The 25197-nt window shown below is 57.7% G+C and carries 20 protein-coding genes; 8 read left to right on the top strand and 12 right to left on the bottom strand.

The window, feature by feature from the left end; translation table 11 throughout:
- Positions 1-7 precede the first annotated feature (7 nt).
- Genes KVT28_RS15885 through KVT28_RS15865 form a run of 5 tightly spaced genes read right to left on the bottom strand, consistent with a single transcriptional unit; the run spans position 8 to position 4864 of the window.
- On the bottom strand, positions 8-424 hold the full coding sequence (locus tag KVT28_RS15885) for a hotdog fold thioesterase (protein WP_101762270.1): 417 nt from the start codon (positions 422-424) through the stop codon (positions 8-10).
- A gap of 3 nt (positions 425-427) precedes the next feature.
- Positions 428-1186, bottom strand: coding sequence for a 2,3-dihydro-2,3-dihydroxybenzoate dehydrogenase (gene dhbA, locus KVT28_RS15880; RefSeq protein ID WP_101762269.1), 759 nt, complete (start codon positions 1184-1186; stop codon positions 428-430).
- Positions 1183-2037: an isochorismatase gene (locus KVT28_RS15875; protein WP_217549231.1), complete on the bottom strand. Its 855-nt coding sequence runs from the start codon at positions 2035-2037 to the stop codon at positions 1183-1185. The genes dhbA and KVT28_RS15875 overlap by 4 nt, the downstream gene beginning before the upstream one ends.
- An 18-nt stretch (positions 2038-2055) precedes the next feature.
- The gene (locus KVT28_RS15870) at positions 2056-3672 is read right to left on the bottom strand and encodes a (2,3-dihydroxybenzoyl)adenylate synthase (protein WP_217549229.1); all 1617 of its coding nucleotides are present in this window, start codon (positions 3670-3672) and stop codon (positions 2056-2058) included.
- A 10-nt stretch (positions 3673-3682) separates the two neighbouring features.
- Positions 3683-4864, bottom strand: a complete 1182-nt coding sequence (locus KVT28_RS15865; RefSeq protein WP_137385051.1) for an isochorismate synthase — start codon at positions 4862-4864, stop codon at positions 3683-3685.
- A gap of 176 nt (positions 4865-5040) precedes the next feature.
- On the opposite strand from KVT28_RS15865, the gene fepB reads away from it, so the two are divergent.
- Positions 5041-6006: a Fe2+-enterobactin ABC transporter substrate-binding protein gene (fepB, locus tag KVT28_RS15860; RefSeq protein ID WP_210080947.1), complete on the top strand. Its 966-nt coding sequence runs from the start codon at positions 5041-5043 to the stop codon at positions 6004-6006.
- Here the strand turns inward: fepB and entS are convergent.
- The gene (gene entS / locus KVT28_RS15855; protein WP_192235872.1) at positions 6001-7251 is read right to left on the bottom strand and encodes an enterobactin transporter EntS; all 1251 of its coding nucleotides are present in this window, start codon (positions 7249-7251) and stop codon (positions 6001-6003) included. The two genes, fepB and entS, sit on opposite strands and share 6 nt — an antisense overlap.
- 141 nt (positions 7252-7392) lie before the next feature.
- On the opposite strand from entS, the gene fepD reads away from it, so the two are divergent.
- The 3 genes from fepD to KVT28_RS15840 are packed head-to-tail and all read left to right on the top strand — an operon-like array spanning position 7393 to position 10156.
- The gene (fepD, locus tag KVT28_RS15850) at positions 7393-8382 is read left to right on the top strand and encodes a Fe(3+)-siderophore ABC transporter permease (RefSeq protein WP_192235870.1); all 990 of its coding nucleotides are present in this window, start codon (positions 7393-7395) and stop codon (positions 8380-8382) included.
- On the top strand, positions 8379-9362 hold the full coding sequence (fepG, locus tag KVT28_RS15845; RefSeq protein WP_217549227.1) for an iron-enterobactin ABC transporter permease: 984 nt from the start codon (positions 8379-8381) through the stop codon (positions 9360-9362). Before fepD ends, fepG begins: the two co-directional genes overlap by 4 nt.
- Positions 9359-10156 carry an ATP-binding cassette domain-containing protein gene (locus KVT28_RS15840; RefSeq protein ID WP_217549225.1) on the top strand — a complete coding sequence of 266 codons (798 nt, stop codon included), beginning with the start codon at positions 9359-9361 and terminating at the stop codon, positions 10154-10156. Before fepG ends, KVT28_RS15840 begins: the two co-directional genes overlap by 4 nt.
- A gap of 175 nt (positions 10157-10331) precedes the next feature.
- Here the strand turns inward: KVT28_RS15840 and KVT28_RS15835 are convergent, their stop codons facing one another.
- The gene (locus KVT28_RS15835; RefSeq protein ID WP_217549223.1) at positions 10332-14243 is read right to left on the bottom strand and encodes an enterobactin synthase subunit F; all 3912 of its coding nucleotides are present in this window, start codon (positions 14241-14243) and stop codon (positions 10332-10334) included.
- Positions 14228-15457, bottom strand: a complete 1230-nt coding sequence (fes, locus tag KVT28_RS15830) for an enterochelin esterase (RefSeq protein WP_217549221.1) — start codon at positions 15455-15457, stop codon at positions 14228-14230. Before fes ends, KVT28_RS15835 begins: the two co-directional genes overlap by 16 nt.
- A gap of 257 nt (positions 15458-15714) precedes the next feature.
- Here fes and KVT28_RS15825 point away from each other — a divergent pair, with 257 nt between their 5' ends.
- Positions 15715-17985: a TonB-dependent siderophore receptor gene (locus tag KVT28_RS15825; protein WP_217549219.1), complete on the top strand. Its 2271-nt coding sequence runs from the start codon at positions 15715-15717 to the stop codon at positions 17983-17985.
- Between the two features lie 6 nt (positions 17986-17991).
- Here KVT28_RS15825 and pmrB read toward each other — a convergent pair whose 3' ends face one another.
- From pmrB to dacB, 3 genes are read right to left on the bottom strand one after another with little or no spacing between them, the layout of a single operon-like run.
- Positions 17992-19053: a two-component system sensor histidine kinase PmrB gene (pmrB, locus tag KVT28_RS15820; RefSeq protein WP_217549218.1), complete on the bottom strand. Its 1062-nt coding sequence runs from the start codon at positions 19051-19053 to the stop codon at positions 17992-17994.
- A complete protein-coding gene (pmrA, locus tag KVT28_RS15815) occupies positions 19050-19712 on the bottom strand; it encodes a two-component system response regulator PmrA (RefSeq protein WP_101762257.1) in 663 nt (220 codons plus the stop codon). Before pmrA ends, pmrB begins: the two co-directional genes overlap by 4 nt.
- Positions 19712-21145 carry a serine-type D-Ala-D-Ala carboxypeptidase gene (gene dacB, locus KVT28_RS15810; protein WP_137386837.1) on the bottom strand — a complete coding sequence of 478 codons (1434 nt, stop codon included), beginning with the start codon at positions 21143-21145 and terminating at the stop codon, positions 19712-19714. Before dacB ends, pmrA begins: the two co-directional genes overlap by 1 nt.
- Before the next feature lie 246 nt (positions 21146-21391).
- Between dacB and greA the strand changes: the two genes are divergently transcribed.
- Positions 21392-21868: a transcription elongation factor GreA gene (gene greA, locus KVT28_RS15805; RefSeq protein ID WP_217549216.1), complete on the top strand. Its 477-nt coding sequence runs from the start codon at positions 21392-21394 to the stop codon at positions 21866-21868.
- Positions 21869-21994: 126 nt separating this feature from the next.
- On the opposite strand, the gene yhbY is transcribed toward greA, so the two are convergent.
- On the bottom strand, positions 21995-22288 hold the full coding sequence (gene yhbY / locus KVT28_RS15800; protein WP_007886683.1) for a ribosome assembly RNA-binding protein YhbY: 294 nt from the start codon (positions 22286-22288) through the stop codon (positions 21995-21997).
- Positions 22289-22413: 125 nt separating this feature from the next.
- Here yhbY and rlmE point away from each other — a divergent pair, with 125 nt between their 5' ends.
- Together rlmE and ftsH are read left to right on the top strand one after the other, a co-directional pair.
- A complete protein-coding gene (gene rlmE, locus KVT28_RS15795) occupies positions 22414-23043 on the top strand; it encodes a 23S rRNA (uridine(2552)-2'-O)-methyltransferase RlmE (protein ID WP_007886684.1) in 630 nt (209 codons plus the stop codon).
- Between the two features lie 175 nt (positions 23044-23218).
- Positions 23219-25126, top strand: a complete 1908-nt coding sequence (ftsH, locus tag KVT28_RS15790) for an ATP-dependent zinc metalloprotease FtsH (RefSeq protein ID WP_036620266.1) — start codon at positions 23219-23221, stop codon at positions 25124-25126.
- The last annotated feature ends 71 nt before the right edge of the window (positions 25127-25197 follow it).

Below are 25197 nucleotides of genomic sequence, written 5' to 3'. Positions count from 1 at the left end.
TTATGTCTTAACCCAGCACCGCCACCGTCAATCTCGAGGTGCAGCACAGTTGGTCGCGGGCGTTACGAATCTCAATCTGCCAGCTTTGATTACGCGCACCAAGGTGTAACGGGCGGCAAATACCGCGCACTTCACCGCTGCTTACTGCACGATGGTGGCTGGCGCTCACCTCAATCCCCACCACGCTTTTACCTTCTTCGATGCTGAGATAACCGGCAATCGATCCCATCGACTCCGCCAGCACTACAGAAGCGCCGCCGTGCAGCAGGCCAAACGGCTGATGCGTGCGGGCATCCACCGGCATGGTGGCTTCGAGATAATCTTCACCGATGGTGGTAAACACAATGCCAACGTGTGCCACCAGCGAGTTTTCACCCATCTTATTCAACGTTTCAACATCGACCGAACGTTTCCAGATTGCCATAACTTAGGATCCCAGCGTTGCGCCACCGTCGACCACAATATCCTGCAGCACCACGTGGCTGGCAAGATCCGACGCGAGGAACATCACGTTAGCAACGATCTCCTGCGGTTTAGCGATCTTACGCAGCGGGATCCCCAGCTTGTACTGATCCGGGAAACCATTGATCATCTCCTGCTCGGCTTCTGGCGTATGCCACAGGCTGCGTTGCATATCGGTATCGGTGGAACCCGGAGAAACGATATTGCAGCGCACGCCGTAAGGCGCCATCTCTAAACCCACGGTCAGACACAAGCTGCGCAACGCCGCTTTGGAAGCGCCATAAGCGGACATACCAAGGCGCGGCGCATGTGCCGCATTAGAGGCGATAGTCACAATCGCACCCGCACGCTGCTGGCGAAACACTGGCAAGGTTTGCTGGAACAGGTTGAACGCGCCGCCGGCATTCACCGCCAGACACGCCTGCCAATCGTCGAACGACAGTTCATCGGTGCTGCCAATACGCAGGATGCCGGCACCGTTCACCAGCACATCGAGACGCGGCTGATCTGCCAGCAAACGCTGACAAACCGCTTTCACCTCGGCGGCGTTCGCCACATCCAGCACCTGCGTGGTGAAAGGATAGTCGGCCTGTTCGAAACGCAGATCGAAGCCGATAACCTGCGCGCCCGCCTGATGGAAGCTCAGCGCGGTGTGGTAACCAATCCCTTTGCCTGCGCCGGTTACCCAGACGATTTTTCCACTGAAATCGAAAGTTGCACTCATTTAGCTGGCACCCTTGATAACAGCGCCCACCAGCCATCGATGGTCGGATTTTTTGCCAGACTGACGAAATCGATGTCGCTGTGCACCTGACGCCAGCGCGCCGCCAGCGCCATCACGCGTACTGAATCCAGACCGTAATCGATCAGGTTCTCGTCATCTGCAGGCACATCGTCATCTTCCAGCAGCGGCAGAATCAGCGCACGCAGATCGTCTTTGCTCAACGGCAGCGGCATCAGGTCGGCGGTCATCACTACTTTACCGCTGCGACCTGCGGTGTAAGTCAGCGCCATCATGTGCTCTTCGCGCGTGAAGTCGGCCAGCGCATCCGCCACCATAAACGGCTGGATATTACGCATAAAGGCGTCAGTCGCGGTGGTCAGGCAACCGATGTGCGCGTACACGCCGGTGATGATCAACTGATCGCGGCCCATCTCCTGCAGGATCGATTCCAGCGGTGAGCGCACGAAGGCGCTGTATCGCCATTTGGTCAGTACCTGATCGTCCTGATCCGGTGCCAGCGCATCCACGATCTTCTGCTGATCCGGATGTTTGTTCAGGCCCGGTCCCCACATGTCGTTGAGGAGTGCGCGATCGGCATCGCTCTGTTCGTTCGGCTGAGCGGTATAGTACACCGGTATGCCCTGCGCTTTGCAGTAAGCACGCAGACGAGCGATGTTTTCCACCACCTGATTAACCAGCGGGCTGTTTTCGCCCCAGAAATTAAGGAAGTAAGCCTGCATATCGTGAATCAGCAGCGCGGCACGCTGAGGCTCAAGCGCCCACTTCACTTTGTTGGTAGGCAGTTCAGTCGCTGCGGGCAGCGCGTAAGCGTTCAGTTTTGGAATAGCCATTACAATCTCCGGAACAGGTCAGGCTTGCGCTTGTTGGTCGGCAAGCTGTTGGCGTAAACGTTTTTTATCCACCTTGCCGACAGGCGTCAGCGGTAGGGCATCGACGCAGGTAATACGGTCAGGTAATTTGAACTCGGCCACGCCCAGTTCTCGAAGGTGACGACGCAACGCCACCGCTTTGATCGGTTGGCTGGCAACGATAAAGGCGCAGCTCTTTTCACCCATCAATTCGTCGTTCATCGACACCAGCGCGGCGTGGATCACATCCGGATGGCGTTGCAGCAAGTTTTCGATCTCTTCCGCGGCGATCTTCTCGCCACCGCGATTGATCTGATCCTTTTCGCGCCCTTGCACGGTGATGTAGCCCTGCGCGTCGATCTCAATCAGATCGCCCGAACAGTAAAACCCGTTGGCGTCGAAGCTGGCGGCGTTATGTTCCGGGCTCTTGTAGTAGCCACGGAAGGTGTAGGGGCCGCGCGTCATCAGGCGACCGATGGTGCCGGTGGGCAGCGCGTTGCCGTGCTCGTCAGCGACCCACACTTCGTCATCTTCAGAGATCGGGCGGCCTTGCGTGGTGAGAATGATGTTCTCATCGTCGCCAAAGCGCGTGTAGTTCACCAGACCTTCGGCCATGCCGAAAACCTGCTGCAGCTGACAGCCAATTTCACGCTGAATACGTGCCGCGAGGGTTTCGCCCAGCTTGGCGCCACCCACCTGAATGCGCTGCAGCGAAGCCAGCTGTTTATTACTGCCCCATTCCTGAATCGCCTGTAGCCACAAACTCACCGCCGGCGGCACCAAACCGGTATCGGTGACCTGATGCTTCTCAATCAGCGGGAAGCAGAGCGTGGCGCTGGGATCGGCAGCCAGAATTACCTGACCACCGGCATAAAACACACCGAGCGAACCCGGGGAGCTCATGGCAAAGTTATGCGGCGCGGGCAGGGCGATGAGATAACGCGTATCGGCGGTCACCTGACAAATCTCATCACTGGCGCGAATGCTGTAGTAATAGTCGTTGTGGGTGCGCGGAATCAGCTTCGGCGTGCCGGTGCTGCCGCCGGAGAGCTGGAAAAAAGCCACTTCATCAGCGGCGGTTGGTGTGGCAACGTAATCACCCGCGGCTTCCGCCATCAGCGCTTCCAGCGTATTTTCCGGCTGGTTGTCATTACGCAGAATCACCTGCTGCAGCGAAGGCTGCGCGGCGCACAGCGCGTTGATAAAGCTATCATCAGCAAACAGCGTGTGAGTGCGATCGGCAATCAGCAGTTTAGGTTCGATCTGCGCCGCATAGGCGCTTAGTTCGGTGCGCTGATGGCTGAACAGCGCAAATACTGACGCTACGCCGAGCTTAAACAGCGCAAATGCCGTGACATAAAAATCGGCCACGTTGCCAAGCTGCACCAGCGCAGTATCGCCATTTTGCAGGCCACGACGCTGCAGCGCGGCGGCCAGGTTGCTGCTCAGCACGTCCATTTCGCGATAGCTGATCTGACGATCGCCATCAATCACCGCGATGGCATCATTATGTTGATGACGCGCCAGAATGTCGGTGATCGGCACATCCAGCCAGTAACCTTTTTCGCGATAGCGCGCAGCCAGGTCGTCCGGCCAGCGAGTATAGGGAATGCTCATGTTCTTTCCTTTATTGCAGTCCAAAGGCGCGCAACATGGTGTCCAGCTTCACGCCGGTTTCACGCCATTCTGATTCAGGTTGGGAGTCGGCCACGATGCCCGCGCCGGCAAACAGGCGCACCCGCGTGCCATGCACGGTGCCGCAGCGGATGGTGACCACCCATTCGCCATTGCCCTGGCTATCGCACCAGCCGACGATGCCGCCAAACAGTTGGCGATCAAAAGGTTCCAGCTGCTGAATAAGCTGCTGCGCGCGCTGATGGGGGAAACCGCTCAACGCAGGCGTCGGGTGCAGCAGGCAGGCCAGCGACAGCGCATTTTCGCGCTCATCCTGCACTTCGCCGTCGATTTGCGTGGCGAGATGCCACAGCGTGGCGGTGGTAATCAGCGACGGAATGGTCGGCACCGACAGCAAACGGCTGCGCGGCTGCAAGGTGTCGCGCATCGCGTCGGTCACCAGTTTGTGCTCATGACGATCTTTGCCGGAATCCATCAGCGTATCGCCAGCGGCACGATCCTGCTGGGCATCGTCGTGATTGCGCCGCGCTGAGCCCGCCAGCGGACAAGAGCTAAAATCGCGCCCCTGTTTGCGCAGCATCAGCTCCGGACTGGCACCAATCAGCGCACCGCCTTGCGGCAGCGGCAGATGGAAATGGTAGCTGTTGGGGTTCTGCGCAATCACGCGCTGCATCAGCGCTGCGGTATCAACCGGCTGTTCGGTAACGATATCCATCAGACGCGAAAGCACCACTTTATCCAGATCGCCGCGCTGCGTGGCCGCCACCGCATCTGCCACCATCGTGGTAAACACATCGTGATCCGGCACTGCGGTGCGACGTCGCACCTGCGGCAGATCGCTGACGTTTTCCGGCAACGCGTTTTGCAGGTCAGCGCGATTAAACGTCTGATAGGATTCAGGAATAAACAGCGCGGCGGGCTGGCTGACGTCAAACGGGATCGCCCCGACCAGAATCGGATTGTCGATGCCCTGTTTTTTCGCCGCGGCAAAATGCTGACGTAACTGTTGTTGGAAATCACCGTCCAGCGACGCGGCGTCATCTACCGGCGCGGTAACGGTGGTATAGCATCCCTGCGTTGCCAAACTACGCCACGGCGAGGTAAAGAGGAAACCACGGCTTAGCGCGGAATAATCCTTCAGCCAGGCATTTTCAAACGTGGAAGATTCCACCATAATTTTCACCTATAAATGATAAGATTATTAAGAATGATTATCATTTTTATTATGGGCCTGTAACCTACGTCGATTGGGCAAAAGTGTCAATCCATTCGCGGGATTTCAGCTGCGTTTAGCCGTAATCAGGCGCTGACGCTCAGCAGGGCAACATGCTAAAAAGTGGACCAAAACTTATGAATAAATGCGGTTTTTGGGGCATTGCAGCCCTTATAGGTGTTTTCCAGATTTTCACCAGCGTCGCTCATGCCGAACAGGGTTGGCCGCGCACCGTTCAGGGTGCCAACGGATCGATCACGCTCAATCACGCGCCGCAGCGCATTGTCTCGACCAGCGTCACGCTGACCGGATCGCTGCTGGCCATTGATGCGCCGGTGATTGCTTCCGGCGCGACTGCGCCGAACAGTCGCCTGGCCGACGATCAGGGTTTCTTCCGCCAGTGGAGCGATGTTGCCAAAAAGCAACATCTTCAACGCCTGTACATCGGTGAGCCGAATGCCGAAGCGGTTGCCGCGCAAGCGCCGGATCTGATTATCGTCAGCGCCACCGGCAACGATTCTGCCATCAAGCTCGCCGAACAGTTTTCGGCTATTGCACCGACGCTGGTGGTCAATTACGACGACAAAAGCTGGCAGGAGGTCGTCACGCAGTTAGGCCAGGCGACCGGGCATGAAGCGCAGGCGGCGCAGCGCATTAAAGCTTTCGACGATCGTGAAGCGGCGCTGAAAAAAGCCATCACGCTGCCACCGCAGCCGGTCTCCGCCATGGTATGGAACGGCGGCGGACGCGCAGTCAATGTGTGGACCGCGGCTTCGGCGCAGGGCAAGCTGCTGGAACAACTTGGCTTCACCCTGGCAACGCCACCGGCGACGGTTGAGCAGGGACACAGCATGGGACAGCGCAAAGACATCATTCAGCTGTCAGGCGAAAACGTTGCCAGCGGCCTGACCGGTAAAACCTTCCTGCTGTTCGCCGCTGACGATAAAACCACGCAATCGGTGTTGAACAATCCGTTCCTTGCACAAAACGCGGCGGTGCAGGGCAAGCAGGTTTACGAGCTGGGCGTCGATTCCTTCCGTCTTGATTACTACAGCGCCAGCAATCTGCTGGCGCGCCTGGAGAAGCTGTTCGTTAAATCATGATGCCTGTTCCGTCAGCTCCGGTGCTGGCGGATGGTAACGACGTAAACGGCCCATCACCCACCACATCACGATGCCGAGCAGCGCCGCCGTAAAGCCAAATACCGCGGCGGCCTGCGGTGGCAGCAACCATGAACCCATCGCACCAATCACCGCCGCACCAATCGCATCGCCGGTCACGTTCTGCGCGGTCCACAAGCCGTTGATGCGGCCTAACAGATGATCTGGCGTTAATGCCTGAATCATCGCGTACTGCACCAGGCTGTTGATGGCGCTGAAGTAACCGAAAGCGACTAAACAGGCTAACGCCAGCGGCAGGTTCGGCATCAGGCTAAACAAACCCAGCGCGACAAATGCTGCAATCGCACTGCCGAGCACCAGCTGTCCGGGACGCGCGGCGTGTTTTAGTTTACCGCTGGTGAACGCGCCGATAGCTGCGCCGAGCGGCACGGCGGCATACATCAGGCCAAGCTGGTCAGCGCTTACAGACCAATGCGGCGCGAGCGACGGATAGAGCACGCGCACCGCGCTGGCCAGCGTGACTAATGCGCCAATCAGCGCCACCATGCCGACAATCGGACTGGCGAAAAGAAACTGCACGCCAGCGGCGAGGGATTTCAACGGATGTTCACGCGGTTGTGGCGGCGGCGGCAAAGTGGGCAATTTCAGCAGCGTTAACACGGTAAGTAAGGTGCCAAAGGCAGCGAGTGCGTAGTTCCACGTCACGCCGCCGTGAGCAATCACCAGACCGGCAATCGCGGGCGATAAAATGGAGCCGAAGCGCACCGTCAACATGGTGATAGCGCCCGCCTGCATAATGTTTTCCCTACCGACCAGCGCGGGCGTCGCCGCCAGCAGCGCGGTGACGCCAATCGCGCCGAAAAAACCATCCCAGAAACCCAGCAGATAAACCGCGATCAGAGAGGGTTCTGGCAGCGCGGCGTTAATGGCCAGCGCGATAAAACCTAAGCCGCAGGTGGATCGGGCAAACAAAATCAGCTTTTTGCGTTCATGGCGATCCGCCAAAACGCCGCCGGTGAGCAGGCCGATAAACATGCCGGCAGCGGCCAGCGTCACCGCCAAGCCCACCAGCAGCGGTGAATGGGTCATGTGCTGAATCTGCACCGGCACCGCCACGGCGAGCATGCCGAGCGCGACAATCGAGATAAAACGCGCGATAAACACCGCGCGAAAAGCCGGATGGGTTTTCAGCAGCGAGAGATCGATAAAGTGGGAAGATTTGTTCATGTGTTCGCCTTATTGCACCAATTTTCCTCATCGTCCGCGAGGCGAGTCATGGTAACATAGCTAAACGCGAGTAATAACGATAACCATTATCAAGTTACATCGCGCATGCGACGACGTTGAACAGTGAAGGTTTAGAACGCTATGCGCCAGATTCGTGCATTAGCAGGCTCAGGGATTCTGCTCTTGCTCCTCATCGCGCTCAGCTTAATGCTGGGGGCAAAATCGATACCGCTCCCCGATGTTTATCATTCGCTTACCACCTCCTGTCACAGCGCGGAGTGCGTCATCGTGCGTGACGCGCGCCTGCCGCGTACGCTGGCCGGTTTGCTGGCGGGCGTGGCGCTCGGCCTCGCCGGTGCGTTGATGCAGAGCCTAACGCGCAATCCGCTGGCCGATCCCGGCATTCTTGGCGTCAACGCCGGAGCAGGTTTCGCGGTAGTGATTGGCATTGCGCTGTTCGGTGCTGACTCGCCGGTGGATTGGCTCGGCTTCGCCTTTGGCGGCGCGCTGCTGGCGTCCGTGCTGGTGGCGATGACCGGCGCGATTGGCGGCGGGCGCGTCAATCCGGTGCGTCTGACGCTGGCCGGCGTGGCGCTGGGCGCGGTGCTGGAAGGATTAACCTCTGGCCTGTCGCTGCTCAATCCCGATATTTACGATCATCTGCGCTTCTGGCACAGCGGCTCGCTGGATATTCGCAATTTCACTACGCTGCGCACGCTGTTCCCAGCAGTGCTGATCGGCAGTGTGGTCGCCATTGCGCTATCGCAGGCGCTGAACAGTTTGAGTATGGGTGGCGACATGGCGACCGCGCTCGGTACGCGGGTGGCGCGCACCCAACTGCTGGGCCTGCTGGCGATTGCGCTGCTGTGCGGCGCAGCCACGGCAGCGGTGGGCCCGATTGCCTTTGTCGGTTTGATGACGCCGCACTTTGCCCGCTGGCTGGTGGGCAACGATCACCGCTGGATGCTGCCTGCGACCGCGCTAATCACGCCGATTTTGCTGCTCGCCGCCGATATCCTTGGCCGCCTGCTGGTGGCGGGTGAGCTGCGGGTTTCCATCGTCACGGCGATGCTCGGTGCGCCGATGCTGATTGTGCTGGTGCGCCGTAAATTGGGCCGGGGTGCACTATGACGCGTCGTGTCGGGTTACATACGCTTTGGCTGCTGTGCGCCTGCGCTCTGCTGGCTTATCTGGCGATGACGCGCGGTGCATTGCAGATCAGCAGTGATCAAATCTGGCAAATTCTGCTCGGGCAGGGCGCCAGCAACGTCAAACTGATCGTGCTGGAATGGCGCTTGCCGCGCGTGCTAATGGCGCTGCTGATTGGTGCGGCGTTAGGCATCAGCGGCGCGATTTTCCAGTCGCTGCTGCGTAATCCGCTTGGCAGCCCGGACATTCTCGGTTTCAACACCGGCGCTTACAGCGGCGTGCTGGTGGCGCTGGTGCTATTTAATCAAAGCGTCACGGCGATGACCGGCGCAGCGTTGATTGGCGGCATCGCCACGGCGGCGATGGTCTATCTGTTTGCCTGGCGCAACGGCGTAGAGACCTTCCGGCTGATTATCGTCGGCATCAGCGTGCGCGCGCTGCTGATGGCGTTGAATTCCTGGCTGATTATCAGCGCCTCGCTGGAGTCGGCGCTGAGTGCGGGTTTGTGGAGCGCCGGATCGCTCAACGGCATTACCTGGGCGAAAACGCCGCCGGTGATTGCGGTGCTGCTGCTGGCGTTACTGTTGATGGCGCTGCTGGCGCGGCGGATGCGTTTGCTAGAGATGGGCGACGATACCGCCTGCGCGCTTGGCGTGCCGGTGGAGCGCAGCCGCATGTGGCTGATGCTGATTGGCGTGGTGCTCACGGCGGCGTCAACCGCGCTGGTCGGGCCGATTTCGTTTGTCGCGCTGCTGGCGCCGCAGATTGCCCGTCGTCTTGGCGGCGGCGTTAAAGGTGCCTTGCCGCTGGCGGCGCTGTGCGGCGCGCTGTTATTGATTGCCGCAGACTTCGCCGCACAGCATCTGTTCCTGCCTTATCAATTACCGGTTGGCGTGATAACCGTCATTCTCGGTGGACTTTATCTGATTGCTTTACTGGTGCGGGAGGCGCGACGCCAATGACCGATATCCCTTCACGTCTGCGCGGCGATAGCCTGACGCTGGGCTATGACAAAAAGGTGGTGGCAGAGAATCTGTCAGTGACGATTCCGCAAGGTGAGCTGACGGTGATTATCGGCCCTAACGCCTGCGGAAAATCGACGCTGCTGCGCACGTTGAGTCGCTTGCATAAGCCGTTAAAAGGTGAGGTGTTGCTGGATGGCGCGGCCATTGCCAGCTATCCCACCAAAGAAGTGGCGCGGCGTTTGGGTTTGCTGCCGCAAAGTTCCAACGCGCCGGCGGGCATCAGCGTCACCGAGCTGGTGGCGCGCGGACGTTATCCGCATCAGGCGCTGTTTGGACGCTGGCGTGCGGAAGATGAAGTGGCGGTGCAGAACGCGATGCGCGCCACCGGCGTGGCCGATTTGGCCCAGCAGTCGGTGGATACGTTATCGGGCGGTCAGCGTCAGCGCGTGTGGATTGCCATGGTGCTGGCGCAGGAAACGCCGCTGCTGCTGCTGGATGAACCGACCACCTGGCTGGATATCACCCATCAAATTGAGCTGCTGGAATTGATGCAGGAGCTGAATCAACAGCATGGGCGAACGCTGGTGGTGGTGCTGCACGATCTTAATCACGCTTGTCGCTATGCCACGCATTTGATTGCGATGCGTGACGGCAGGATTGTTGCCGAAGGGAAGCCGTCGGAGATTGTGACGCCCGCGTTGATCGAGCAGGTGTATGGCTTGCGCTGCGTGATTGTGGACGATCCGGTGGCGCATACGCCGATGATTGTGCCGCTGGGGCGCGGGGAATAATTAAACACGGTGCGCGTGGGCCCTCATCCCAGCCTTCTCCCGCTTGCGGGAGAAGGGGCCGCCCCAGCTTGTATGTTACACCCGTTACCACACCTAAACATTCCCTCTCCCGCCAGCGGCTCCTGATTGTTCCCTCTCCCGCTTGCTGGAGAGGGTTAGGGTGAGGGAAAAATCGCTATTGCAACAACCGCTGCAACAACGGCCCAATCTGCTCAAACATCTGCGGTGAAATGATCTCCACGTGGGCGCAATCCATCGGCCACACTTCCAGTTCACCGATATACGGCGCCCAGGCGCGGCGCGCATCTTGTCCTGGCTGCTGCGTCTGTTCGGCGAGGAACAGCGTGGCGCGACCGTTGAAACGCGCGCTGCGTGCGGTCGCCAGCAGGCGCACCGAACTGGCGTAGTTGGCCTCGATGGTGTCGAACATCGCACGCATCTCTTCACCGGCCTGATGGCGCTGCGCGGCGATAAACTGCTCGCGTTCGCGGTTCACCTCTTCCAGCACCGCCGGATCCAGCACGTTCTCGCCGCGTTTCTCATCCCAGTTTTGCGTTTCTGGTGGCCAGGTATCCAGCAGGCCGAGGAACGCCACCTCTTCACCGGCCGCTTCCAGCCGTGCCGCGATGCCCTGCGCCAGGGTTCCGCCAAGCGAATAGCCGAGGAAATAGTAAGGTCCGTGCGGCTGCACGTCGCGCAGGGTTTGCAGATGGGCGTCGCACACGTCATCCAGATGCGCGCTTTGGTTCAGCGGGCTACTGATATCCGGCGACTGAATGCCGACCAGCGACCAGCGCGCATCGAGATAACGCTGCAGGATGCTGAATTGCCAGGCAAACCCTGACGCCGGATGGAAGCAGAACAGCGTTGGTCCGTTGCCCTGACGCAGCGGCAGCACCACTTCGAAACCGGCTTGCTGATGTGACTGCGTATCACTGAGCAGCGTTGCCAGCTTCTCCACCGTGGAGGCCACCATGATTTGTCCCACCGACACCGGCTGTTGCAGCTCACGGCGCAGCTGCGCCGCTAAGCGCATCGCCAGCAGCGAATGGCCGCCGAGGGCGAAAAAGTCATCCTGCGCGCTGATTTCCTCGCGCGCCAGCAGCTGACAGAAAGCATTAGCTAAGGTGGTTTCCAGCCCAGCGTGCGGTGCACGTCCCGCACTGGCGCCGGCGGATGCGGGCAACGGCAGCGCTTTGCGATCCAGCTTGCCATTGCTGCTGAGCGGGAAGGCATCGAGCTGCACAATGGCTACCGGCACCATATGCGCGGGCAAGCGTTGCGCCAGCGCCTGACGCAGCGCGTCGCTATCAACCGGCTGCCCGGCAATCACGTAGCCAACCAGCTGACGCGCATCACCTTGCGCTGCCGTGCCGCCAAGCACCACCGCGTGTGTGACCGCCTGCTCAATGCCGGGCTGCGCGCTGAGCACATGATCGATCTCATTCAGTTCGATACGCTGACCGCGGATCTTCAGCTGATCGTCGCTGCGACCGAGATATTCCACCGCACCGTTATCCAGCCAGCGCGCCACGTCGCCGGTGAGATACATGCGCTCGCCGGGCATGAAAGGATCGGCGATAAAGCGGCTGGCGGTGAGATCGGGACGGCCAAGATAGCCATGCGCCAGCTGCACGCCGGTTAAGTAGAGATCGCCCGCCACGCCCGGCGGCACCGGCTGCATGCGGGCATCAAGGATGCGCAGGCCGGTGTTCCACACCGGGAAACCAATCGGCACGCTGGCACCTTCGACGGCGGCCAGGGCAGCACCAAACGCCGGATACCAGCTGACATCCACCGCCGCTTCGGTTGGGCCATACAGATTGTGCAGCGGCACGCGCGTCAGTTTTTCCCACTCGCGCGATAAATCCGTCGGCAGTGCTTCACCGCTGCAGAACACGTTACGCAGGCTGGCGCAGCAGGCAATTGCCGGTTGATCGTCCAGCGCCGCGACAAAGGCCGCCAGCATTGAGGGGACGAAATGCGTGGTGGTGACTTGGTAGCGGGCAAACAGCTGCTGCAGCGCTTCCGGGTCGCGATGGGCTTCTGGCGGTGCCATCACCAACTGCGCACCGACCAGCAGCGGCCAGAAGAATTCCCACACCGAAACGTCGAAGCTGCTCGGGGTTTTTTGCAGCACCACGTCGTCGGCTTGCAGCGGATAGCGATCCTGCATCCACAACAGGCGATTGACGATGGCTTCATGCCCCACCAGCACGCCTTTAGGGCGACCGGTCGAACCTGAGGTGTAAATGATGTAGGCGCCATCCTGCGGCGTCGGCGCGCTGGCCGGCTGCGGTGCATGGGCATTGTGATACAGCACATCAAAATGCAGTTGATTGACCGACGCGATGGCGCTGAAACGTGCGCTGAGCGCTGCGCAGGTGATCAGCGTTTTTGGCGCGGCGTCTTCCAGCATCAGCTGTAAGCGGTCATCCGGATAACCCGTATCAAGCGGCAAATAGGCAGCGCCGAGCGAAACAATCGCCTGCAGCGCCAGGGAGAGCTGCACTGAACGCGGCAGCGCCACGGCGACAATATCGCCACGCTGCACGCCGGCGGCGCTGAGATCGGCGGCCAGCGCAAACACCTGCTGTTGCATCGCGCGATAGCTAAGCTGATGCTGCGCATCGGCCAGCGCCGGTGCATCGGGGGTGCGTGCCGCCTGCTGCGCTAACAGTGATGCCAGCGTTTCTGCTGGCAGCGGATAGGCGGTTTGGTTGATTGCGGCAATCTGCGCATGCTCTTCGGCAGTGAGCAGATCGAGTTCGCCGCACGGCCGCTGCGGCTGTTGCGCCAGCTGATCGAGCAGCAGGGCAAAGCGGCTGGCATGACGCTGCAAGGTTTGTTCGCTATAGCGTTCGGCATTGGCCAGCAGCTCCAGCGTCAGTTCACCGTGCTCGCTGATGTAAATGGCGATCTCCAGATCGCGCACCGGCCCGGACGCCAGTTGATGGGTGATGCCTTCCACGCCAGCGAAATCGAGCTGGTAGTCAAACATCTTCAGGTTGATCACCGGACCGTACAGCGGATCGCCATCGCCGAGGCGGCCGAGATCGCGCTGCACCTGTTCGGCGTCATAGCGCTGATGACGACGCATCTTTTTCACTTCACCCGCGAGCTGCGCGGCGAGCGCGCCGATCGGCTGCACGGGATCGTAATGGATTGCCATCGGCAATACGTTGATCACCGGACCGGTGGCGCACAAGGCGGCCGAGCCGATGCGGCGCATAAAGATGAAGCCAGCGGCAAAGTCGTTTTGCCCGCTGAGACGCGCCAGCCACAGCGCCACCAGCGCAAAGGCGAGATCGGCCGCGCTGGCGTGCGGATGCTGCTGCACCAGCGTCTGGAAGGTGCTGCGATCCAGCGTAACGCTATGGCGCAGCAGATCGGTGCTGGCGTGTTGACCGGCGAGCGGCAGCGGCGAGAGCGAAGCCGGTGAGGGCAGCGCCGCCCCTTTTTCGCGCCAGAACTGGCTGTCACGCGCAAAAGAGGAGGATTCGCGGTAGCGCTGATACTCGTCCACCACTTCGCTAAACGGAATAAACGGCGTCGGTTCAGCAGCTTGCTGGCGTACGGCCGCGCTGTAGAGATTGGCGATGCGGCGCGTCAGTGCGGTAAAGCTGAAGCCATCCACCACCAAATGATGGTAGCGCTGATACCAAAACCAATGCTGATCGTCGAGACGGAACAGGCGGTGATGCCACAGCTTTGCGCCGCTCAATACGCGCAGATCGCCATTCATGTCGTCACGCATCAGCGCGCGCGCTTTGGCGGGCGCATCGGCCTCCGCGCGCAAATCGACAATCTGCGGCAGGCTAAAGGCGTGTGGCTGCGGCCACTGCAAGGCTTCGCCTTCCACCTCACCAAAGGCCATATTCAGCGTGTCGGCTTCCTGCATGCCCGCAACGATCGCCTGCGCCAACAGGGCGCTATCAATCTCACCGCGCAGTTCGACAAAGTGCGCCACCGCGTAAGCGTTGTGATGAGGTGACAGCTGATCGGCAATCCAGATGCCGGGCTGTGCCGCGACTAACGGCAAGGTTTGTTGGTCGGTCATAGGCTTATTCATCAGGGATTCGGACATGGATGCTCCGGTTTGCTCCACAGCGCTTGCAGGCCATTCAGCAGGCCGCCGCGCCAACAGAGCGCGTCATGGCCGCCTTCCACCGGCAGGTAATTCACCTGATAGCCGGCAGCGCTAAGCTGCTGTTGAAGTTGTTGATTAGCTTGCAGAATCAAGCCTTCGCGTTTGCCCGCTTCGAGCCAGAAACGCAGCGGTTGACGCGGTGCAAGACCGTTATCCAGCGCCTGCAGCAGCCAGCCGTGCGGATTGCCGCGTTCCGGCCACCAGAAGGAGCCCGATAAGCTGAGCGCGTTGCCAAAGGTTTCCGGCCAGTGCAGCGCGGCAAACACCGACGCCAGGCCGCCAAAGCTTTGTCCGGCGACGATGGTACTGTCCGCCTGCTGGCGATAAGGCGTTGATTGTGCAACTTGCGGTAACAGTTCTTGCTGAATGGCTTGCCAAAACTGCGCGTTACACGGCAGCTCGCGGCTGCGGTGTTCGCGGTCAATGATGTCGATAAACAGATACACCGCTGGCGGCAAAGAACCGGCATCAGTGAGCTGCTGCAGCGGTCCGGCAATCGGCATGCTGTGCGCCCAGAATTGCCCGTCAAGCATGATGGCCAGCGGACGCTGTGCGGGATTGGCTGCGCCGGTGGTGTAAATCCACACCTTGCGGCTGTTGCCTAATAGCGCGCTATCCCATTGCTGCTGTTGCAGTTCAAGGGTTGGCGCTGTGCCGTTATCCACCGCTTGCCACAGCTGTTGATCGGGCGCGTGGGGCAGATGCAGCGGCGAAACGCCCATGCCGCGGCCACCGGACCAGCCACGTAAGCTGTTCAAAGGATCGGCCTGCGCCGTCGGGAATTTGTCGCGCCACCAGTTGCGCAGCGTGGACATGTCGGCAACGCCAGTGAAGTCCGTGGCCTGTTCATCGGGCATCAAACAGTAACTGCCGCGCCAGTTGGCGGGCAGCGAGGTCTGCCAATACCAGACGTTGGTGCCCGCCACACGCATTAACGACTGCGGCGGGCGGCGCTGGTGGTGATCGGTCACGCCGGTAATGTTAATCCATACGCGCTGGGTCGATGATTGCGTCTCATCGCCTTGCGGATCACGCCAGAAGAAGGTGACCTGACATTGGCCATCGTCTGCTAACTCAATGCGGGGAATGCCTTGGGATTGTTGCGCCTGCCACCAGGCTGCACTGCCGGTTACATCATTTCGCCAGGTCATAGGGCTGCCAGTCGGTGTTTACGCGGAGATTTACAAGCTTGATGAATAATACTATTGATAATAATTTGCATTTGCAATAGGGTGACTGCGCTCAAAAATGAGCACGCCTGTTCCGCCAGAGGCTTACCGTTCGGTAAGGTTGCGCTACGGATGGTTTGAAGGGTCTGGAACTGGGCGCGATATGGACAGGGATCTTCTCACCGGCTCGCCAGTTAAGCATCCAACGGCTTTTTGCTGGCCATCCAGGAACGTATAAAATGAAAAATTACTCACGGTTATCGTTAGCCATTCTGATTGAAATGGGGCTCAGCGCCTCACTGCTTTCCAGCGGCGCCTGGGCAGCAGAGACTTCCTCCAGCAAAACCTCAGCCAGCACGACTGACGCACAATCAATGGACGGCGGCACCTTGATGGTCACCGCGCAGCAGCAGAACCTGCAAGCGCCGGGCGTCTCAACCATTACTGCCGACGAAATCAAAAAACATCCGCCTGCGCGTGATGTGTCTGAAATTATCCGTACCATGCCAGGCGTTAACCTGACAGGCAACTCCACCAGCGGCCAGCGCGGTAACAATCGCCAGATCGATATTCGTGGTATGGGCCCGGAAAACACCTTGATCATGGTGGACGGCATGCCGATCACCAGCCGCAACTCGGTGCGCCTTGGCTGGCGTGGCGAGCGTGATACGCGTGGCGACACCAACTGGGTGCCGCCGGAGATGATCGATCACATCGACGTGATTCGCGGACCTGCGGCGGTGCGTTACGGTAACGGCGCGGCGGGCGGTGTGGTGAATATCATCACCAAAAAACAGACCGATCAGCAGTGGCACGGTTCCTGGAACACCTATTACAACGTGCCGGAACATAAAGCGGAAGGCGCCACTAAGCGCACTAACTTCAGTCTCGAAGGGCCGCTGGGCGATGATTTCAACTTGCGTTTGTACGGTGGTTTAGCCAAAACCCAGGCCGATGCCTATGACATCAACGAAGGGCATGCGGCGGCGCGCACTGGCAGCTATGCGGGCAGCTATCCGGCCGGTCGTGAAGGTTCGGTTAATAAAGATATTAATGCTTTGCTGAGCTGGGCGTTTGCACCGATGCAGACGCTAGAGCTGCAGGCCGGTTACAGCCGTCAGGGCAACCTGTATGCGGGTGATACGCAGAACACCAACACCAGCGCGCTGGTGAAAAGTCTGTACGGTGATGAAACCAACCGCCTGTATCGCCAGAACGTCTCATTGAAATGGACCGGCGCATGGGATAACGGCGTCAGCACCAATACCTACGCGCGCTACGAGAAAACCCGCAACTCGCGCATCAATGAAGGTTTGGCCGGCGGCACCGAAGGCATCTTCTCTAACAGCGGTTTCAACACCATTCAGCTGGATGACGTGCTGCTGCATAGCGAAGTCAGCATTCCGTTTGAGCTGCTGTTTAACCAAACGGCGACGCTGGGTACCGAATGGAACCAGCAGCGCATGAAGGATGGCTCTTCCAACACGCAGGCGGCGAGCTACGGTGCGGTGCCGGGCATCGATAACAGCGGTCGCAGCCCGTATTCCCAGGCAGAGATTTTCTCACTGTTTGCGGAAGACAACATGGAGCTGACCGACAGCACCATGCTGACGCCAAGTCTGCGTTTCGATCATCACTCGATTGTTGGCAATAACTGGAGCCCGTCGCTCAACCTGTCACAAGGTTTGGGCGATGACTTCACGCTGAAGATGGGGATTGGTCGCGCCTATAAAGCGCCGAGCCTGTATCAGACCAACCCGAACTACTTGTTGTACAGCAACGGTCAGGGTTGTGCGGCCAGCACCGGCGCCTGTTATCTGCAGGGTAACAGCGACCTGAAAGCGGAAAACAGCATCAATAAAGAGATTGGTCTGGAGTGGAAACACGAAGGTTATCAGGCCGGTTTAACCTGGTTCCGCAACGATTATCGCAACAAGATCGAAGCCGGTTACTCGCCAGTGAGCAAAGCATCCAATGGCACCACAGATATTTATAAGTGGGAAAACGTACCGAAAGCGGTGGTGGAAGGGCTGGAAGGCACCGTCAACGTGCCGTTCTCCGACAGCGTGATGTGGAATAACAACTTCACCTATATGCTGCAGAGTAAGAACAAAGAGACCGGCGATCGTTTATCGGTGATTCCGGAATACACGCTGAATTCGACGCTGAGCTGGCAGGCGACGCAGGATCTGTCGCTGCAAACTACGCTGACCTGGTACGGCACGCAGACGCCGAAGAAGTATGATTACAAAGGGAATCTTTCGACCGGCAGCGCAACGGATAAAGTAAGTCCTTACTCAATTATCGGTATGAGCGGTACCTACGATATCAACAAGTACGCCAGCGTCACGGTGGGCATCGATAACCTGTTCGATAAACGTCATTATCGCGAAGGTAATGCGCAAACCACCGGTAACGCCAACACCAACTCTTATCTGTATGGAGCGGGTGCGAATACCTACAACGAATCTGGTCGTACTTACTTTATGAGCCTGAATACCCACTTCTAACGGCGTTTAACCAATCAGTTGATGCGGTAAATAGCAGCGGGCAATCAGCCCGCTGCTATCTTCACGGTTCACCAGCTCCAGCCTGCCGCGATGCATCTGCACGATGCGCAGCACGATATTCAAACCCAAACCGCTGCCGCCATAACGCTGATCGCGACGACGAAACGCCTGTGTTAGCTCTTCCGCAGCGGCGGCTTCAATACCCGGGCCTTGATCCCACACTTCGATAATCACCTGCTGCTGGTCCTGCTGCATCTTCACCATGACTTCGCTGCCTTCCGGGCTGTAGCGCGAGGCGTTTTCCAGCAGATTGCGCAGCATCAGGCGCAGCAGCACTGCTTCACCTTGCTGCGGCACATCGTCGTTCTGCGGCCAGTGCAGGATTTGCTGACGCTGTTGATACAGCTCGGTCATTTCTGGCTCCAGCGGCTGCATGATGTCCTGTTGCCACTGCAACTGCTGATAGTGACCGCCCGCCAGCGCTTGCCCGGCGCGCGATAACATCAACAGCTGTTCCACGGTATGCATCAACTGATCGATACGTTCAATTAGCATCTCGCTCTGCGGCACGTTCTGCTGGTGGAGCAGCTCGAGATGCAGGCGCAATCCGGCCAGCGGCGTGCGCAGCTCGTGCGCCGCATCGGCGGTGAACAGGCGCTCCTGCTGCAACGTGTGATCGAGGCGTGAAAACAGTTGGTTGATCGAGGTCGTTACCGCCACGATTTCATCCATTTCGGAGTAGATCGGCAACGGTGTCAGATTATCCGCTGAACGATGCGCAAGGCTGTCCTGCAGCGATTTCAGCGGACGAATAATCCAGTTAATCGCCCAAAACGACAGCAGTAAGGTAAGGGCGACCATGACTAAGGAAGGCAGCAGCAACGAGGCAATGGCTTCACGGATCTCGTTTTCTACCCGATCGTTACGCGCCTGTGCAGAGAGCGTTTCGTTGACTAAAAAACTGATCTGCTCGCGGCTTTCATGCCACAGCCAGATGGCGCTCATCACCTGACAGGTGAGGAGAATCAGCGCCAGCATAATCAATAACCGCTGACGCATGCTGTTCATTCGCGGATTTCCAGACGGTAACCGACGCCGCGCACGGTTTTGATGCGATCTTTTCCGAGCTTGCGACGCAAATTGTGGATGTGAACTTCGAGAGTGTTCGAGCCGGGATCGTCATTCCAGCTGTAGAGATCCTGTTGCAGCGTTTCGCGGTGTACGTTTTGCCCCACGCGCATCAGTAAGCGGGTGAGCAGTGCGAACTCTTTGGGCGTGATCTCCAGCGGCTGATCTTCCAGCAAAACCTGTTGTGAACTGAGATTGAGCGTCAGATCGCCCTGTTGCAGCAGGTTGTCGCTGTGGCCCTGATAACGGCGGATCAGCGCCCGCACGCGTGCCTGCAGTTCAACCAACGCAAACGGCTTCACCAGATAATCGTCAGCGCCGGCATCCAGACCATCAACGCGATCCTCCAGCGCATCGCGCGCCGTGAGGATCAGTACCGGCACCGCAATGCCGTCACGTCGCCATTGTCGCAGCAGTGATGCGCCATCGCGATCCGGCAAGCCGAGATCGAGCACGATCAGGCTGTACTGACCGCTACGCAGCAGCGCGTTGCTCTCTGCGGCGGTACTGGCGCAGTCGATGGCGTAGCCTTGCGAGCTTAACGCCTGCGCAAGGCCCGATTGCAACAGCGCATCATCTTCAACGATTAGCAGTTTCATCAGTTGTTCTTGTTGATATCCGTATAGAGGCGGCTCTCAAAACGTACCAGCGGAATGCGGCGCGTTTTCTGATTTTCCGGCGGTACCGCGTAACCGGACAGGAACTGGACAAAGGCGACGCGCGCGCCGCTGGAGGTGGTGATGAATCCTGCCAGATTATAGACGCCCTGCAGCGAACCGGTTTTCGCCGAGACTTTGCCATCCAGCCCTGCTTCATGCAGACCGCCGCGATATTGCAGCGTGCCGTCGTAACCGGCCAGCGGCAGCATCGAAATGTAATTCAGCGTCGAATCATTTTTCGCAATGTATTGCAGCACTTGCATCATGGTCTCTGGCGCGATCAGGTCATGACGCGACAGCCCGGAACCATCAACCTGAATGCTGTTGCCCAGATCGACCCCGGCTTTTTCGCGCAGAATGCGACGTACCGCATCTGAACCCGCGCGGAAGGTGCCCGGCACATTGAAGTAATGATGGCCGATGGTGCGGAACACGGTGTCGGCAATCATGTTGTCCGACTTCTTCAGCATAGTGTGCAGCAGCGTGTGCAGCGGCGCTGATTGCGTTGAAGCCAACACGGTACCCGGCGACGTCACTTGCGCCTGGCGAACCAGATGACCGCTGTAATCAATATCGGCGGCGCGCAGCTCGGCTTTAAGTATCTCACCGGCCCACGCAGCACCATCCTGCACGGCAAAGGCCAGCGGTAGCGGCTCTGAACGTTGACGCATGCAGCCGGTTAAGGTGTAACGATTGAGCTCGCCTGGCACCACATCCAGCTCGCAATATTGTCCGTCACCGCTGTTGCGGCCAATGGTGCGCACCTGACTGAACATGTGGGCCGGATAATAGGAGGCGATACGCACAAAGGCGTTTTCGCCCGGCGTATTGGCGCTATACAGCGATACTGAGAAACAGTTTTTATCGACGATGGCCGCTGCCGGTGGCGCACTGAAGCACTGCGTCAAATCGTTCCACGGCCAGCCTGGCGCCATATCGTGGCTGGCGAACACCGAGGTGTCGATCACCAGATTGCCCTTAATATGGGTGATGCCCTGCTTTTTCAGCGCCGTGACCATGTTGCGCAGATCCTGGCGGCTCAGCGTAGGATCGCCGCCAAATCGTGCCACTAAATCGCCATTCAGGGTGCCATCATTGACCGCTCCTTTGGTTTCCATGGTGGTCTGGAAACGAAAATCGGGCCCGAGCTCTAATAAAGCCGCCAGCGCTGTCACCACTTTCATGGTGCTGGCCGGTAACGCCATCTGTTTGCCGTGATAATCGATTATCGGGGTGGATGCGCCCACTTTTTGTACCATCAGCGCCAGGTTTGCGCCGTCTGGCAAATACTGCATGTATTCTTCAACGGGAGCTGCTTGTGCCTGCAGCATAAACGCACAGGTTAATCCGGTAACAAGTCGTGAAAATCGCATAATCTCGCGGTAACTGACGGGTGAGGGCGTCAATACTACGTCCCCGGACGGTGCAAAGTAAACGATGACCCACAGGGAACTCTGGGGTAAAATACGTATCAAAATGCAAAACCGAACCTGACCCGGAAAGCTTTCCGGGTCAGGCTTCTTTTGCTTGTGAAAAGAGGTAACGCGCTGCAGAAGCTGTTTTCTGCTGTCACCGGTCAGGATGACGCCGTTAACCAGGATAGATGACGAGGAGCCAAAATGAATCAGATTCCGATGACGTTGAAAGGCGCTGAGAAGCTGCGCGAAGAGCTGAACGAACTGAAAACTGTGAAGCGTCCGCGCATCATCGCCTCCATCGCCACAGCCCGTGAGCACGGCGATTTGAAAGAGAATGCCGAATATCATGCGGCTCGCGAAGAACAGGGTTTCTGCGAGGGGCGTATTCAGGAGATTGAAGCCAAGCTTTCCAATGCGCAAGTCATTGATGTGACTGCCATGCCGAAAAGCGGTCGCGTGATTTTTGGCGCTACCGTTACCATTCTTAATGTGGATACGGATGAAGAATTCACCTACCGCATCGTGGGTGACGATGAAGCTGACTTCAAGCAGAACCTGATTTCAGTGAATTCGCCGATGGCGCGTGGATTGGTTGGAAAATCAGCCGACGATGTCGCGATTGTGAAAACCCCAGGCGGGGATGTGGAATATGAAGTCCTGAAGGTGGAATACCTTTAAGATATTGCTACGCTTTGCAATATGTCGCTGCATTTTGTAAAGAAAGGAAAAAGGCCGCATTGCGGCCTTTTATCACATGCAGGAGCGTGGCACTTTCTTTGCCCGTCGCCGCCTTTAAAGGCATGATTAACGCGGAAGAGTAATTTTACGCTCTTTGGCAGGGCGATACAGCACCAGCGTGTTGCCGATTACCTGTACGTTGCCTGCTTTAGTTTCACGCACGATAGCGTCCACGATCAGCTGCTTAGTTTCACGATCTTCCGAGGCAATTTTTACCTTGATCAATTCGTGATGTTCGAGCGCCAGTTCGATTTCGGCAAGCACGCCTTCGGTAAGGCCATTTCCGCCCAGCATGACAACCGGCTTAAGCGGATGGGCAAGGCCTTTCAGGTGCTGTTTTTGTTTGGTACTCAGATTCATCGTATTATTTGCTTACTCAGGGATTGAAAACGGTTCATTCTACCGCCATCTCGGGTATATCGCCAAATCAACGCGACCATTGCGTGCTGATTTATCGCTACGATGACGATTTAATTGGAAAAATTATGACGGGTAAAAAGCGTTCGGCCAGTTCCAGTCGCTGGCTACAGGAACACTTTAGCGATAAATATGTGCTGCAGGCACAGAAAAAAGGGTTACGTTCGCGTGCCTGGTTTAAACTTGAAGAAATTCAGCAGGGTGACAAGATTTTCAAACCCGGGATGACGGTTGTTGATCTCGGTGCGGCACCCGGCGGCTGGTCGCAATATGTGGTTCAGCTTATCGGATCAAGTGGTCGTATCATCGCTTGCGATCTGTTACCAATGGATCCGATTGTCGGCGTTGATTTTTTGCAGGGCGACTTTCGTGATGAGGCGGTACTTAACGCCTTACTGGAGCGCGTTGGCGACCAAAAGGTGCAGGTGGTGATGTCTGATATGGCACCCAACATGAGCGGTACACCTGCGGTTGATATTCCACGTTCGATGTATTTGGTAGAATTGGCGCTGGAAATGTGTCGGGATATCCTGGCCCCAGGCGGCAGTTTTGTCGTGAAAGTGTTTCAGGGAGATGGCTTCGATGAATACCTGCGGGAAATTCGCTCCCTGTTTACGAAAGTAAAAATTCGTAAGCCGGACGCTTCGCGATTACGTTCGCGCGAAGTGTACATTGTGGCGACGGGGCGCAAACTTTAGCCCGAATTGCCGGAATCAAAGCAAGACGACCAATGCGTTTACTCTGATGTGTAATTCTGAGTTTCAGGGTAAACAAGCAAAATCATCCGCACTGCGATTCCAGGTATGAAGGATCTATAGTACCCTACGCTGTCTGTTAACATCGTTGTAATATGAGGTTAATCCCTTGAGTGACATGGCGAAAAACCTGATTCTCTGGTTAGTCATCGCGGTCGTGCTGATGTCTGTATTCCAGAGCTTTGGGCCCAGCGAGTCGAATGGCCGTAGGGTTGATTATTCAACTTTCCTATCGGAAGTGAACCAAGATCAGGTCCGCGAGGCACGAATTAACGGGCGTGAGATTAACGTTGTCAAAAAAGACAGCAATAAATACACTACCTATATCCCCGTCAACGATCCTAAGTTACTCGATAACCTGTTGACCAAAAACGTCAAAGTCGTTGGCGAACCGCCTGAAGAACCAAGCCTGCTGGCTTCCATCTTCATCTCATGGTTCCCAATGCTGCTGCTGATTGGCGTGTGGATCTTCTTTATGCGGCAGATGCAGGGCGGCGGCGGCAAGGGCGCGATGTCCTTCGGCAAGAGCAAAGCCCGCATGCTGACCGAAGATCAGATCAAAACCACTTTTGCTGACGTGGCCGGTTGTGATGAGGCCAAAGAAGAAGTGGGTGAGCTGGTTGAGTATCTGCGTGAGCCGAGCCGTTTCCAGAAGCTGGGCGGTAAAATTCCGAAAGGCGTTCTGATGGTCGGCCCTCCGGGTACCGGTAAAACGTTACTGGCGAAAGCGATTGCTGGTGAAGCCAAAGTCCCGTTCTTTACCATTTCCGGTTCTGACTTCGTGGAAATGTTTGTCGGTGTCGGTGCATCTCGTGTGCGTGACATGTTCGAACAAGCGAAGAAAGCGGCACCGTGCATCATCTTTATCGATGAAATCGATGCGGTTGGCCGTCAGCGTGGCGCCGGTTTAGGCGGTGGTCATGATGAACGTGAACAAACGCTGAACCAGATGCTGGTTGAGATGGATGGCTTTGAAGGCAATGAAGGCATCATCGTTATCGCGGCAACTAACCGTCCAGACGTACTTGACCCGGCGCTGCTGCGTCCAGGCCGCTTCGACCGTCAGGTTGTGGTGGGTCTGCCAGACGTGCGTGGTCGTGAGCAGATTCTGAAAGTCCATATGCGTCGTGTGCCGCTGGCAACCGATATGGATCCATCAGTTATCGCACGTGGTACGCCTGGTTTCTCCGGTGCGGATTTGGCTAACCTGGTCAACGAAGCTGCGCTGTTTGCTGCTCGCGGCAACAAGCGTGTTGTTTCGATGGTTGAGTTTGAAAAAGCCAAAGACAAAATCATGATGGGTGCGGAACGTCGCTCCATGGTGATGACCGAAGAGCAGAAAGAATCGACGGCTTATCATGAAGCGGGTCACGCGATCGTGGGTACGCTGGTTCCGGGTTACGATCCGGTGCACAAGGTCACCATCATTCCGCGTGGTCGTGCTCTGGGTGTGGCTTTCTTCTTGCCAGTAGGCGATGAGATCAGCGCCAACCGTCAGAAGCTGGAAAGCCGTATTTCTGTGGCTTACGGCGGACGTCTGGCGGAAGAGATCATTTATGGTCCGGACTATGTTTCTACCGGTGCTTCATCTGACATCAAAATGGCGACCAGCGTAGCACGCAACATGGTTACGCAGTGGGGCTTCTCTGAGAAGCTGGGTCCATTGCTTTACGCTGAAGAAGAGGGCGAAGTGTTCCTCGGTCGCTCAGTGGCGAAAGCAAAACACATGTCAGATGAAACGGCGCGCATTATCGATCAGGAAGTTAAACACCTTATCGATACCAACTACCAGCGTGCACGCCGTATTCTGAATGAAAACATGGACATCCTTCACGCGATGAAAGACGCGCTGATGAAGTATGAGACCATCGATGCACCGCAGATCAGCGATCTGATGGCACGTCGCGAAGTGCGTCCACCAGCAGGTTGGGAAGAGGCGAAAGTTGCTGTGGGTAACGGCGACTCTACGCAGGCTCCACGTCCTGTTGATGACCCGAAAACGCCGGGTTCAGACAAGATCATGTGATGGCATTCTGGCGGGATGCGTTGCTCACCGCCAGTTGTCCCTCCCGCAATACTTGTTACAATGCAAACCCC

This window comes from Pantoea sp. GbtcB22 (assembly GCF_019091025.1).
Lineage (GTDB): Bacteria > Pseudomonadota > Gammaproteobacteria > Enterobacterales > Enterobacteriaceae > Pantoea > Pantoea leporis.
Note: the sequence above shows the minus strand (reverse complement) of the source record. Positions and strands in the feature narration are given on the sequence as shown.

Coding starts and splice junctions, on each gene's coding strand:
- fes (WP_217549221.1), bottom strand. CDS start 15,457: ATGACCTGGCGAAATGATGTAACCGGCAGTGCAGCCTGGTGGCAGGCG.
- dacB (WP_137386837.1), bottom strand. CDS start 21,145: ATGCGATTTTCACGACTTGTTACCGGATTAACCTGTGCGTTTATGCTG.
- pmrB (WP_217549218.1), bottom strand. CDS start 19,053: ATGAACAGCATGCGTCAGCGGTTATTGATTATGCTGGCGCTGATTCTC.
- KVT28_RS15840 (WP_217549225.1), top strand. CDS start 9,359: ATGACCGATATCCCTTCACGTCTGCGCGGCGATAGCCTGACGCTGGGC.
- fepG (WP_217549227.1), top strand. CDS start 8,379: ATGACGCGTCGTGTCGGGTTACATACGCTTTGGCTGCTGTGCGCCTGC.
- yhbY (WP_007886683.1), bottom strand. CDS start 22,288: ATGAATCTGAGTACCAAACAAAAACAGCACCTGAAAGGCCTTGCCCAT.
- entS (WP_192235872.1), bottom strand. CDS start 7,251: ATGAACAAATCTTCCCACTTTATCGATCTCTCGCTGCTGAAAACCCAT.
- dhbA (WP_101762269.1), bottom strand. CDS start 1,186: ATGAGTGCAACTTTCGATTTCAGTGGAAAAATCGTCTGGGTAACCGGC.
- ftsH (WP_036620266.1), top strand. CDS start 23,219: ATGGCGAAAAACCTGATTCTCTGGTTAGTCATCGCGGTCGTGCTGATG.
- KVT28_RS15835 (WP_217549223.1), bottom strand. CDS start 14,243: ATGTCCGAATCCCTGATGAATAAGCCTATGACCGACCAACAAACCTTG.
- rlmE (WP_007886684.1), top strand. CDS start 22,414: ATGACGGGTAAAAAGCGTTCGGCCAGTTCCAGTCGCTGGCTACAGGAA.
- KVT28_RS15875 (WP_217549231.1), bottom strand. CDS start 2,037: ATGGCTATTCCAAAACTGAACGCTTACGCGCTGCCCGCAGCGACTGAA.
- KVT28_RS15870 (WP_217549229.1), bottom strand. CDS start 3,672: ATGAGCATTCCCTATACTCGCTGGCCGGACGACCTGGCTGCGCGCTAT.
- pmrA (WP_101762257.1), bottom strand. CDS start 19,712: ATGAAACTGCTAATCGTTGAAGATGATGCGCTGTTGCAATCGGGCCTT.
- fepD (WP_192235870.1), top strand. CDS start 7,393: ATGCGCCAGATTCGTGCATTAGCAGGCTCAGGGATTCTGCTCTTGCTC.
- fepB (WP_210080947.1), top strand. CDS start 5,041: ATGAATAAATGCGGTTTTTGGGGCATTGCAGCCCTTATAGGTGTTTTC.
- KVT28_RS15825 (WP_217549219.1), top strand. CDS start 15,715: ATGAAAAATTACTCACGGTTATCGTTAGCCATTCTGATTGAAATGGGG.
- greA (WP_217549216.1), top strand. CDS start 21,392: ATGAATCAGATTCCGATGACGTTGAAAGGCGCTGAGAAGCTGCGCGAA.
- KVT28_RS15865 (WP_137385051.1), bottom strand. CDS start 4,864: ATGGTGGAATCTTCCACGTTTGAAAATGCCTGGCTGAAGGATTATTCC.
- KVT28_RS15885 (WP_101762270.1), bottom strand. CDS start 424: ATGGCAATCTGGAAACGTTCGGTCGATGTTGAAACGTTGAATAAGATG.